Source organism: Amycolatopsis sp. cg13, assembly GCF_041346965.1.
Classification (GTDB): domain Bacteria; phylum Actinomycetota; class Actinomycetes; order Mycobacteriales; family Pseudonocardiaceae; genus Amycolatopsis.
This window is the reverse complement of sequence record NZ_CP166848.1, coordinates 4882031-4892774: the sequence shown is the minus strand read 5'-3', so window position 1 is coordinate 4892774 and position 10744 is coordinate 4882031. Positions and strand designations below refer to the sequence as shown.

Below are 10744 nucleotides of genomic sequence, written 5' to 3'. Positions count from 1 at the left end.
CTCTGCGACAATGGCCGCCGTGACGGCGAAGATTCTCGACGGCAAGGCCACGAAGAACGCCATTTTCGCAGAGCTGCGCCCGCGAGTGGCCGCGCTCGCGGAGAAGGGGATCACCCCTGGGCTGGGCACGGTGCTGGTCGGCGACGACCCCGGTTCCCACTCCTACGTGAAGATGAAGCACGCGGACAGCGCGAAGATCGGCGTCAACTCGATCCGCCGCGACCTGCCCGCGGACATCTCGCAGGAGAAGCTCGAGGCCGTCATCGACGAGCTGAACGCCGACCCGGCCTGCCACGGCTACCTCGTCCAGCTGCCGCTGCCGAAGCACCTCGACGCGAACCGCGTCCTGGAGCGCATCGATCCGGAGAAGGACGCCGACGGCCTCGCGCCGATCAGCCTCGGCCGGCTGGTGCTCGGCGAAAAGGGCGCGCTGCCCTGCACCCCGTACGGGATCATCGAGCTGCTCAAGCGGCACGACGTCGAGCTGAACGGCGCACAGGTCACTGTGGTCGGACGTGGCATCACCGTCGGCCGCACGCTCGGCCTGCTGCTCACGCGTCGCAGCGAAAACTCCACTGTCACGCTTTGCCACACCGGCACCCGTGACCTCGCGGCCGAGGTGCGCCGCGCGGACATCGTGATCGCCGCGGCGGGCGTGCCCGGGATCATCAAGCCGGACATGGTCAAACCCGGCGCGGCGGTGCTGGACGTCGGCGTTTCCCATGTGGACGGCAAGCTCACCGGCGACGTCGACCCTGCGGTCGCCGAGGTGGCCGGCTGGATCTCGCCGAACCCCGGCGGCGTCGGCCCGATGACGCGGGCGATGCTGGTCACCAACGTCGTCGAGGCCGCGGAACGCGCGGCCGCCCGCTGATGGCGATGACCGGTCAACGGCAGCGCGGCGACCGTCCCTGGCTCGTCCACGTGCCGTTCGCGGTGATCATGCTGCTGCTGGCCGTGGCTGTGGTGCGGGCGTTGCAGTACCACTGGCGCGAGGGTGCGGCGCTGGTCGGCGTCGCCCTGTTCGTGGCCGGTGCGCTGCGCGCGGTGCTGCCGGAGGAGCGCGCCGGGCTGCTGGCGATTCGCGGCAAGGCCGTCGACATCCTCACCTACGGCGCGTTGTGCGCCGCGGTGCTCTACATCTCGCTGTCGATCGCCGGCGGCCCGCTCGACACCACGTCCTGACCGGACCCGTCAGGACGCGAGCGCGAGTTCCTTCTGGACCCGCGCCTCGCGCCGGTCCAGCAATCCGGACACCGCGGCGATCGACACCCCGAGCACGGCCAGCAGCGAGCCGACCCAGTTCGGGGCCAGCAGGCCGAGACCGCCCGCGATGACCAGGCCGCCGAGGTACGCGCCGATCGAGTTGGCGATGTTGAACGCCGACTGCACCGCGGCCGAAACCAGCGACGGCGTGCCGCCCGCCTTCTCCATGATCCGCGCCTGCATCATCGGGCCGATCATGAAGCCCGCGACGCCCACGAAGAAGATCGTGATCGCCGCGCCGACCTTGCCCTGCGCGGTCACGGTGAAGATCGCGAGCACGGTGGCCAGCGAGAGCAGCGCGACGTACAGGCTCGGCATCAGCTTCTTGTCGGCGAGCCGTCCGCCGAGGTAGTTGCCGATCGTCATGCCGACGCCGGCGAGCGAGAGCAGCACCGTGACGTTGGCGGGCGAGTATCCGGCGACGTCGGTCAGCATCGGCGCGATGTAGGACATGCAGGCGAACACGCCGCCGAGCCCGAACATCACGATCGCCAGCGCCAGCCATACCTGCGGACGGCGGAACGCGCCCAGTTCGCCGCGGATCGACGGATCGGCCGGGCGGCCCTGGTGCGGCACCAGTTTCGCGATGGCAGCGATGGCGAGCAGGCCGATCACCGCGACGACGCCGAACGTCGCGCGCCAGCCGACCTGCTGGCCGAGCAGCGTGCCGAGCGGGACGCCGATGACGTTCGCCAGCGTCAGGCCCATGAACATCATCGACACGGCCTTCGCGCACTGGCCGGGCTGCGCGAGGCTGGACGCGACGACCGCGCCCGCCCCGAAGAACGCGCCGTGCGGCAGGCCGGCGAGGAACCGGAACGCGATGCCGAAGTCCTGGTTCGGCGAGAGCGCGAACAGCGCGTTGCCGACCGTGAACAGGCCCATCATCGCCAGCAGCATGGTCTTGCGCGGCAGCCGGACGGCCAGTGCGGTGAGCAGCGGCGCGCCGATCACGACGCCGAGCGCGTAGGCGGAGATGAAGTAGCCCGCGGACGGGATGTCGATGTGGAAGTCCGCGGCGGTCAGGGGCAGCACACCCATCATCACGAACTCGGTGGTACCGATGCCGAAGGCACCGACGGCGAGCGCGAGCAACGCGACGGGCACGGCTCTCCCTTCCTGGAGAAAACGATTGCTCAGCGCCTGGGTCGCAGGCTTCTGAAGCGCTTTAGAACGAGGGCAAAAAACTAGACAGCCCCGACGTCGTCGTGCTGTCTCGCTCTAGTTGAACCGATGGAGGGCGGCCTTGTCATCCCGGTATTCGGGTGAGGCCCGCCACGTAGCGCGACCGCTCAGCGCGGCGCGGCCAATACGCCGTCGAGCAGGCCGGGGAAGAGCGCGTCGAGATCGTTGCGGCGCAAGGAGTTGTACCGGGTGGTGCCTTCCTGGCGGCCGACGATCACGCCCGCTTGGCGCAGCGTCGCGAGGTGATGGGTGAGTGTGGACTTGGTCACCGGCACCTCGAAACCGCTGCACGAGATCTCCGTTTCGGAGTTCGCGAGCTGCCGGACCATCGCCAGGCGGACCGGGTCGGCCAGCGCGCGGAGCACCGCTTCGACAGTGATCTCGTCGCGGTGCGGATAGGCGAGCGGCGGGAGCGGCACGGAAGCGGGCATGCGTCCATAGTACGACGGCTGTCGAAATTGTCGGTGCGGCCGTGTACGGTCGTCATCGAACTACGACGTTCATCGAACTATCCGTTCAGGTCTCATTGGGGGGACATTCATGTCCAGCGTCTCGTCCTCGGCGGCGGCCCGGAACTCGGTGCTCGCGTTCGGGGCCTTCGGCGTCGGCACCAGCGGCTACATCGTGGCCGGGCTGCTGCCGGCGCTGACCTCCGAGCTGCACATCTCCGCGACGGCCGCGGCGCAGCTCGTCACCTCGTTCGCCATCGCGTACGCGGTGGGCTCGCCGTTGTTCGCCGCGGCCACTGGCCGGTGGGAACGGCGCACGCTGCTGGTCGCCGCGCTCGCGGTGGCCGCGGTCGGGAACATCTTCGCGGCCGTCGCGCCGGGCTACACCACATTGCTGATCGCGCGGGTCGTCACGGCGATCGGGGCCGCCGTCTACACCCCGGCCGCCACCGCGGTCGCCGCGGAATTGACCACGCCGGACCGTCGCGGCCGAGCCGTTTCGCTGGTGTTCGGCGGGCTCACCATCGCGCTGATCTTCGGCGTTCCGCTGGGCAGCGTGATCTCCCAGCAGTTCGGCTACGAGGGCGCGTTCCTGTTCGTCGGCATCCTCTCGGCACTCGGCGCGCTCGGGGTGCGGGTCGCGTTGCCGAAGGTCGCGCCGCCGCCCGCGGTCAGGCTCGCCGAGCGGTTCGCGGTCGCCCGGGACAAGCGGATCGTCGCGTTGCTCGTCACCACCACGCTCGCCTGCCTCGCCGCGTTCATGGTCTACACGCTGGTGTCGCCGGTCCTGTCCGCCACGGCCGGGGTTTCCGGCGGGACGGTCACGGTCCTGCTGTTCTGCTACGGCATCGGCGGCGCGATCGGCAACTTCGCCGGCGGCCGCGCGGCCGACCGGTGGGGCCCGCGCAAGCCGCTGCTGATCATCCTCGCCGGGTTCACCGCCGTGATGGTGCTGCTGCCGTTCACCGCGACGACCGTCGTCGGGGCCGGGATCACGTTGTTCGTGTGGGGCGTGGCGAACTGGTCGTTCAGCCCGCCGGTGCAGCATCGGCTCATCGAGCTGTCGCCGGGCCACGCCGGTCTCGCGCTGTCGCTCAACGCGTCGGCGATCTACCTGGGCGTCGGACTGTCCGGCGTGGTTGGCGGCGCGGTGCTGACCTCGGCCGGGGCGACCGTCCTGCCGGAGATCGCCGCGATCCTCGCCGCCGCGGCCGCGCTGGTGGTCGTGTTCTTCTGGGGCACGAGGAAGCGGGTTGAGGTCCGCGAGGAGGTCGCGGTCTGAGAAGCTGCCGGGCGTGGCGGAGGTACTGGAGACCGTGCCCGGGCACGGCGGCGAACTGGTGCTGCGGCGCGACGGCGCCGAGTTCGAGGTGATCGAAAACGGGATGTTCTTGATGGACACCCGAAACGGCGAGTCGGAACGGCTGCTCGTGACCGGAGCCGCCGACCGGCTCGCCCCCGGCGCGCGGGTGTTGATCGGCGGTCTCGGCGTCGGGTTTTCGTTGCGCGCCGCGCTGGACCACTCCGCGGTCGGCTCCGTGGTCGTGGTGGAACGCGAACCGGCGGTGATCTCGTGGAACCGCACCGGCCCGTTGCGCGAGGTCCACGGCGGGGCGCTGGACGATCCGCGGGTGACCGTGGTCGAGGCGGATCTGCTGGAGTGGCTGCGGACGACCGGCGAGACCTTCGACGCGCTGTGCCTGGACATCGACAACGGTCCAGAGTGGACAGTCACCGAGGGGAACGCCTCGCTGTACGCGGCTTCCGGTCTGGACCGGCTGTCTCAGCTGCTGCGTCCGGGCGGAGTGCTGGCGGTGTGGAGCGCGGGCGCGGCACCGGGGTTCACGGCTCGGTTGCGGGAACGGTTCGCCGAGGTGGACGTGGTGGAGATTCCGGTGCCGCGAGGGGAACCGGACGTGGTCTGGTTCGCGCGGGGCTGAGTCAGTTCGCCTTTGCGGCGGCCTTCGCGGCCTTCTTGAACGCGCGCACCTCACCAAGCGTCTTGGCGTCCGTCACGTCCGCAATGGACCGGCGAGACCCGCGATCCCCGTACGCACCGGCAGCCTCGCGCCAGCCTTTCGGAGCCACGCCGCGCTGTTTGCCCAGCAGCGCCAGGAAAATCTTCGCCTTCTGCTCGCCGAAACCGGGCAGTGCCTTGAGTCGCTTCAGCACCTCTTCGCCGTCCGGCTTGGGGCGGCCGTCTAGCCAGATGCCTTCGGTGCGGCCGTCGTAGTTCTCGATGATGTGCAGCGCCAGCGCGTGCACGCGACGGGCCATCGAGCCGCCGTAGCGGTGGATCGCGGGCGGGACCACGCACATCTCCACGAATGCCTCGACGTCGGTGGCGGCGATCTTCTGCAGTGAGAAGCCGTCCATCCGGTCGGCGATCTTCCGCGGGCCCGCGAAGGCGTGCTCCATCGGGTACTGCTGGTCCAGGAGCATCCCGGTGAGCAGGGCGAACGGGTCGTCGTTGAGCAGCTTGTCGGCCGCCGGGTCGCCGGTCAGGTGCAGTTCGCGCAGCATGGGGCCATCTTCGCACAAACCGCCCGGTCAGCCGCGTGCGAAGCGGGCCGGGGTGGTGCCCAGATAGCGGCGGAAGTGGCGGGTCAGGTGTGCCTGGTCGGTGAACCCCGCGGTGCTGGCGACGGCGGCGGGCGGGGTGCCGTCGAGCAGCAGCCTGCGGGCGTGGTCGACGCGGCGGCCGGTGACGTACCGGTGCGGCGGCAGTCCGAAACGGCGGCCGAAAGCGCGGACCAGGTGGACCGGGTGTGCGCCCAGCACCACCGACGCGTCGGCCAGCGTCAGCGAATCGGGCAGGCGTTCGTCCAGGAGGTCGCGCAGGTCGTCGGCCAGGCTGCGGTCGGGTGGGGTGACGGTCGGGCGGCCGAGATGGAGGCGCAGGCGTTGGGCGACGAGGGCGAGGCGGCTTTCGGCTTCCAACGGTTCGGCGAGCGACTGGTGCAGCTGATGGATTCTCGTGCGCAGCAACGGATCCGGCAGGCTCGGCTGATCGACGGCGGCTCCGATCAGGTCGTCGCCGAGCACGTCGGCGTCGAGGTAGAGCACGCGTTTGCGGAAGCCTTGGCTCGTGGCGGCGCGGCCGTCGTGCGCGACGTTCGGCGGCAGCAGCGTGACGGCCGTGCCGAGTGCGCCGTGGTGGTGGCGGTCGAGGTCGTAGCTGATCGCGCCGTCGTCGACGATCAGCAGCGTCCAGGTGTCATGCGTGTGCGCGGGGTAGGCGTGGTCGGTGAACCGGGCGTGGAACGCCTCGGCGATTCCGGGCACCGGAGGGCGCCAGGCCGACACCGTCATGTTCAAAACGTACAAGACCCGCGCGCGGCACGGAGCCGATGCTGTCCCGCATGAACCGATTCGACACGAAGATCGCCGTGCTGCTGCGGGACGACCTGGCCTCGTGGCAACGGCTGAATGTCACGGCGTTCCTGGTGAGCGGCGTGGCCCACACGACGTCCGAACTGATCGGCGAGCCCTACCTTGACGCCGACGACACCGAGTACCTGCCGATGTTCCGCCAGCCGGTACTCGTGTTCGCGGGCACTGCCGAGACGCTCGCGCTGGCGCACAGCCGGGCGCTCACCCGGGGGTTGCGGTTCTCGATCTTCACCGACGAGCTGTTCCAGACCGGCAATGACGTCGACAATCGCGCGGCGGTGCGGGCCGTGCCGGGGGAGAAGCTGGCGTTGGCCGGGATGGCCGTGCACGGGCCGAAGAACGCGGTGGACAAGATCCTCAAGGGCGCTCAGCTGCACGGCTGAACGGAGTTTTTCCGCCGCGGCGAAGGGAATCCTGCCAAGATCGCAAGCGACCCTAGGGGAGGGAAATCATGCGAAGAATCTTGGCGGTCGTCGCCGCGGCGGGCATCGCGTGCGGGACCGCATCGGCTGCGCACGCGGACCCGGTCGGCTTCAGCTACGCCTCGGACGAAGGTGCGCGCCCGTTCGAGGGCAGTGCTTCGTGGACTGCTGACGAGGTCACGGCCTGGGAGTACGGCGACGCGGTGAAGGTGAACGCCGAGACGCCGGACGGCTGGGACTGGGCGCGCCTCGAACTCAGCGCGCCTGCCGGACAGCAGTTGCACGTGGGCGCCTACTCGGGCGCCAGCGTCCGAGTGCCGAATTCGCCGCAGGCCGCGACACCTAGCTTCATCGCGTTTCGCGGGACCCGCGCAGACCCCGGAGGCGCCTGCGCGGCCCCGGGTGCGACCGCCGACTTCACCGTCGCTCGCCTGACCCGTGCGTCCGACGGAACGGTGACCGACCTCGACGTCACCTTCGTCCTGCACTGCTCCGCCGCTGCTGCTACTCGCGGCGAAGCGCACTTCCACCGTTAGGCCTCCGCGAACACCGCGAAAACCTGCCGTACCCGGTCGCCCTGATCGAGCGTCACGTGCTGTGCCGTCGCCGAGCTGAATCCGGCTTCGGTGGCCAGCGCGGCAGCTTCGTCGAGAGTGCCCGGGACGCGCAGGTCTCGCGGGACCACGTCGGCGAACTTGCCGGTCGGCTTGAAGCGTTCCGACGACACCATGCTGAACGCCAACTGGCCGCCGGGACGCAGCACGCGCCGCCAGTCGGCCAGCGCGCTCGGGCCGAGGAAGTGCAGTGCGGACGCGCAGACGACCGCGTCGGCCTCGCCGTCGCCGATCGGCAGCGGAACCGCGGAGCCGACGTGCCAGGAGATGCGGCCGTCCGGGTCGCGGTCGGCGGCCTTGGCCTTGGCGATCTCGATCATCGCGGGGGAGAGGTCGATGGCGAACACGGCGGCCGGTTCCAGCCGCAGCGCCGAGAAGGCGGCCGCGCCGGTCCCGGCGGCGACGTCGACCAAGAGGGCGGGCTTGGGGGCAAGGCCGCCGATCAGCTGCTCGGCCACATACGGGTGGAAGGTGTCCTCGTCGTATCCCGCCGCGTCGGCGTCGAAAAGTGTGCTCACCCAGCCACCGTAGTGAGCTTGACCAGTGATTATCCGGGCAATCGGCGACGGCCGGCGAAACCGAGATCGGCCCGGTGGTACCAGGTCAGCTCCCGGTCGCCCTCGAGCCAGCACAACAGCACGTCGTCGCCGTCGAGCGAGGCCGGGAAGTCCACCAGCAGCGGGGCGAACCCCTTCAGCTCGGCCCCGGTCGCCTGGATCGCGGTCATCAGGTCGTCCAGCCGGGCCTGCGCGGCCTTCCACTCGGGCAGGCCGCCGAGGCTGGTGTCCCGCCCGCCAGGACGCAGGGACGCGGCGAGCTCGGCGGCGTCGGCGCGGACCCGGATCAGTTCGGCGAGAACGGGAAGCAGCCGGGCGAGTTCAGTGCGGGCCTCGGCTACGGTGAACAATCCCATCTGCAAATAGTCTCACCGGGCCCGCTCCGTCTCGCCGCTACCTGCGCCGACGCACGAGCGTCGCCGCCAGACCCGCGCCGACCAGCACGAACCCGGCGCCCAGCAGCGCGCCGGACACCAGCCAGCCGCCGAATCCGGCCGCCAGTTCGTCGCCCGGGAGCAGACGCAGCAGGTCGATTCCGGTCCGCGGCGACACGAGCGTGACGACCCCGGGCAGCACGCCCCAGATCACCCCGCCGACGACCGGCCCGGTGCCCGACCACGCACCGAGGAGGGCCACTCCGACGAGCAGCAGTGCGCCGACCGCCATCAGCGTCATGCCGAGGCCGTCGCCGTGTTCGCCGAAGGTCGCGGACACCTGGGTCTGCTGGCGGTAGCCGCCGAAGGCCAGCACGCCGATCGCGATCGGCGTGAGCACGAGGCCGCACAGTCCGCTCAGCACGCGCGCGGCGGCGCGGCTGGCGGGCTGGCTGACCATCGCCGGTTGGGCGGGGTAGGGCGCGGGGTACGACATGGTGTGGCCTCCCAGGCTGTGGTTACGCGATGGGATGCTCGCCGGGCTCGTCCGGTTCCCCTGGAGCGGGCGCCCGGATCGTGCCCGGTCGGAGAGCCGCGTCAAGGGTGGTAGAGACTTGATTCCGACCACTTCTGGAACCATCCAGCTCTGTTTAGCAGTACGCTTGTACCGCTATCGGAGAGCGAAGAAGAGAACGCGAAGATCCGCGGAAGGAGCACCGCTGCTCATGGCCAAGATCAAGGTCCAGGGCACCGTTGTCGAACTCGACGGCGACGAGATGACCCGCATCATTTGGCAGTTCATCAAGGACAAGCTGATCCACCCGTACCTGGACGTGAACCTGGACTACTACGACCTGGGCATCGAGGAGCGGGACCGCACCGACGACCAGATCACGGTCGACGCCGCCAACGCCATCAAGCAGCACGGCGTCGGCGTCAAGTGCGCCACGATCACGCCCGACGAGGCGCGCGTGGAGGAGTTCGGCCTCAAGAAGATGTGGGTGTCCCCGAACGGGACCATCCGCAACATCCTCGGCGGCGTGATCTTCCGCGAGCCGATCGTCATGCGCAACGTCCCCCGGCTGGTACCCGGCTGGACCAAGCCGATCATCATCGGCCGGCACGCGCACGGCGACCAGTACAAGGCCACCAACTTCAAGGTCCCCGGCCCGGGCACCCTGACGATGACCTACACCCCCGAAGACGGCTCCGAGCCGATGGAGTTCCAGGTCGCGAACTTCCCCGAGGGCGGCGGCGTCGCGATGGGGATGTACAACTACCGCAAGTCGATCGAGGACTTCGCGCGCGCGTCGCTGCAGTACGGCCTCGACCGCGAGTACCCGGTCTACCTCTCCACCAAGAACACGATCCTCAAGGCCTACGACGGCATGTTCAAGGACGTGTTCCAGGAGATCTTCGAGACCGAGTTCAAGTCGGACTTCGACGCCAAGGGCATCACCTACGAGCACCGGCTGATCGACGACATGGTCGCCGCGTCGCTCAAGTGGGAGGGCGGCTACGTCTGGGCGTGCAAGAACTACGACGGCGACGTCCAGTCCGACACCGTGGCCCAAGGCTTCGGTTCGCTCGGCCTGATGACCTCGGTGCTGCGCACGCCGGACGGCAAGACCGTCGAGGCCGAGGCCGCGCACGGCACGGTCACCCGGCACTACCGCCAGCACCAGCAGGGCAAGCCGACCTCCACGAACCCGATCGCCTCGATCTACGCGTGGACCCGGGGCCTCGAGCACCGCGGCAAGCTGGACGGCAACCAGGAGCTGATCGGCTTCGCGAACAAGCTGGAGCAGGTCGTCGTCGACACCGTCGAAGGCGGCAAGATGACGAAGGACCTCGCGCTGCTGGTCGGCAAGGACCAGGAATGGCAGACGACCGAGGACTTCCTCGCGACGCTGGACGAGAACCTGGCCAAGAAGATCGCGCAGGGCTGATCTTTCTTTAGCCGTTAAGGAGAAGGGCACCTCGGAGGAGTCTTCCGAGGTGCCCTTCTCTTTTGCGTCACTCTTCGTGTTGTGTCGGTGACAGGATTGGCACCTCCGGGTGGAAAGGGGTCGGGAACCTGTCCGGGCACGGCCGGACTGCCTACTCTGGACGAGGGGTTTTCGCGACTGAGGAGCGGCCGTGATTCTGGGTTTGCCCAAGAAGACACTGATTATTATCGGCGTCATCGCTGCGGTCGTGGTCATCTACGCGTTCGGCCAGAAAGGCCAGGCGGACGCGCAGGGATCCCCGACCGGCTGCAAGGTCTCGGTGACCGCCGACGTGCTCAACGCGCGGGAAACCGCCGCGGGTAACGGGAAAGTCATCGGCAAGTACTTGCGCGGCGCGGAATTCGACGCACAACCCGTGGTGCAGAACGGGTTCCGGAAGATCGCCGACGGCAAGTGGGTCGCGGACAGCTTCGTGACGCCGGTGTCCGGGGCCAAGTGCTGAGTCCGTTTCGTACTGGTGCCTGGTCGTTCTCTG

15 protein-coding genes are annotated in these 10744 nt (G+C 69.3%); 8 read left to right on the top strand and 7 right to left on the bottom strand.

The genetic code is table 11. The features are described 5' to 3' along the window. Window positions 1–19: 19 nt before the first annotated feature. Entirely contained in the window at window positions 20–874 is an 855-nt protein-coding gene (locus AB5I40_RS22480) for a bifunctional methylenetetrahydrofolate dehydrogenase/methenyltetrahydrofolate cyclohydrolase (RefSeq protein ID WP_370932109.1), read from the top strand. Beyond that, window positions 874–1185, top strand: a complete 312-nt coding sequence (locus AB5I40_RS22475) for a DUF3017 domain-containing protein (protein WP_370932108.1) — start codon at window positions 874–876, stop codon at window positions 1183–1185. The genes AB5I40_RS22480 and AB5I40_RS22475 overlap by 1 nt, the downstream gene beginning before the upstream one ends. A 9-nt stretch (window positions 1186–1194) precedes the next feature. On the opposite strand, the gene AB5I40_RS22470 is transcribed toward AB5I40_RS22475, so the two are convergent. Further along, window positions 1195–2373: an MFS transporter gene (locus AB5I40_RS22470; RefSeq protein ID WP_370932107.1), complete on the bottom strand. Its 1179-nt coding sequence runs from the start codon at window positions 2371–2373 to the stop codon at window positions 1195–1197. Between the two features lie 185 nt (window positions 2374–2558). Next, window positions 2559–2882: an ArsR/SmtB family transcription factor gene (locus AB5I40_RS22465; RefSeq protein WP_370932106.1), complete on the bottom strand. Its 324-nt coding sequence runs from the start codon at window positions 2880–2882 to the stop codon at window positions 2559–2561. Window positions 2883–2991: 109 nt separating this feature from the next. On the opposite strand from AB5I40_RS22465, the gene AB5I40_RS22460 reads away from it, so the two are divergent. Together AB5I40_RS22460 and AB5I40_RS22455 are read left to right on the top strand one after the other, a co-directional pair. After that, a complete protein-coding gene (locus tag AB5I40_RS22460; RefSeq protein WP_370932105.1) occupies window positions 2992–4182 on the top strand; it encodes an MFS transporter in 1191 nt (396 codons plus the stop codon). A 13-nt stretch (window positions 4183–4195) separates the two neighbouring features. Continuing rightward, entirely contained in the window at window positions 4196–4840 is a 645-nt protein-coding gene (locus tag AB5I40_RS22455) for a spermidine synthase (protein ID WP_370932104.1), read from the top strand. A 1-nt stretch (window position 4841) separates the two neighbouring features. On the opposite strand, the gene AB5I40_RS22450 is transcribed toward AB5I40_RS22455, so the two are convergent. Together AB5I40_RS22450 and AB5I40_RS22445 are read right to left on the bottom strand one after the other, a co-directional pair. Further along, window positions 4842–5423 carry an HhH-GPD-type base excision DNA repair protein gene (locus tag AB5I40_RS22450; protein ID WP_037816165.1) on the bottom strand — a complete coding sequence of 194 codons (582 nt, stop codon included), beginning with the start codon at window positions 5421–5423 and terminating at the stop codon, window positions 4842–4844. Between the two features lie 27 nt (window positions 5424–5450). Then, window positions 5451–6212 carry an AraC family transcriptional regulator gene (locus AB5I40_RS22445; RefSeq protein ID WP_370932103.1) on the bottom strand — a complete coding sequence of 254 codons (762 nt, stop codon included), beginning with the start codon at window positions 6210–6212 and terminating at the stop codon, window positions 5451–5453. A gap of 50 nt (window positions 6213–6262) precedes the next feature. On the opposite strand from AB5I40_RS22445, the gene AB5I40_RS22440 reads away from it, so the two are divergent. Both AB5I40_RS22440 and AB5I40_RS22435 read left to right on the top strand, forming a co-directional pair. Next, window positions 6263–6676 (top strand): DUF2000 family protein, encoded by a 414-nt coding sequence (locus AB5I40_RS22440; protein ID WP_370932102.1) that lies wholly within the window; start codon window positions 6263–6265, stop codon window positions 6674–6676. A 68-nt stretch (window positions 6677–6744) separates the two neighbouring features. Then, window positions 6745–7251 carry a hypothetical protein gene (locus AB5I40_RS22435; RefSeq protein WP_370932101.1) on the top strand — a complete coding sequence of 169 codons (507 nt, stop codon included), beginning with the start codon at window positions 6745–6747 and terminating at the stop codon, window positions 7249–7251. Here the strand turns inward: AB5I40_RS22435 and AB5I40_RS22430 are convergent. Genes AB5I40_RS22430 through AB5I40_RS22420 form a run of 3 tightly spaced genes read right to left on the bottom strand, consistent with a single transcriptional unit; the run spans window position 7248 to window position 8756 of the window. Next, a complete protein-coding gene (locus AB5I40_RS22430; RefSeq protein WP_370932100.1) occupies window positions 7248–7847 on the bottom strand; it encodes a class I SAM-dependent methyltransferase in 600 nt (199 codons plus the stop codon). The two genes, AB5I40_RS22435 and AB5I40_RS22430, sit on opposite strands and share 4 nt — an antisense overlap. Before the next feature lie 29 nt (window positions 7848–7876). After that, a complete protein-coding gene (locus AB5I40_RS22425; protein WP_116201667.1) occupies window positions 7877–8242 on the bottom strand; it encodes a DUF2203 domain-containing protein in 366 nt (121 codons plus the stop codon). Between the two features lie 37 nt (window positions 8243–8279). Next, window positions 8280–8756: a hypothetical protein gene (locus AB5I40_RS22420; protein ID WP_370932099.1), complete on the bottom strand. Its 477-nt coding sequence runs from the start codon at window positions 8754–8756 to the stop codon at window positions 8280–8282. A gap of 229 nt (window positions 8757–8985) precedes the next feature. Here AB5I40_RS22420 and AB5I40_RS22415 point away from each other — a divergent pair, with 229 nt between their 5' ends. Both AB5I40_RS22415 and AB5I40_RS22410 read left to right on the top strand, forming a co-directional pair. Next, window positions 8986–10209 carry an NADP-dependent isocitrate dehydrogenase gene (locus tag AB5I40_RS22415; protein ID WP_370932098.1) on the top strand — a complete coding sequence of 408 codons (1224 nt, stop codon included), beginning with the start codon at window positions 8986–8988 and terminating at the stop codon, window positions 10207–10209. Window positions 10210–10399: 190 nt separating this feature from the next. Continuing rightward, window positions 10400–10711 carry an SH3 domain-containing protein gene (locus AB5I40_RS22410; RefSeq protein WP_370932097.1) on the top strand — a complete coding sequence of 104 codons (312 nt, stop codon included), beginning with the start codon at window positions 10400–10402 and terminating at the stop codon, window positions 10709–10711. The last annotated feature ends 33 nt before the right edge of the window (window positions 10712–10744 follow it).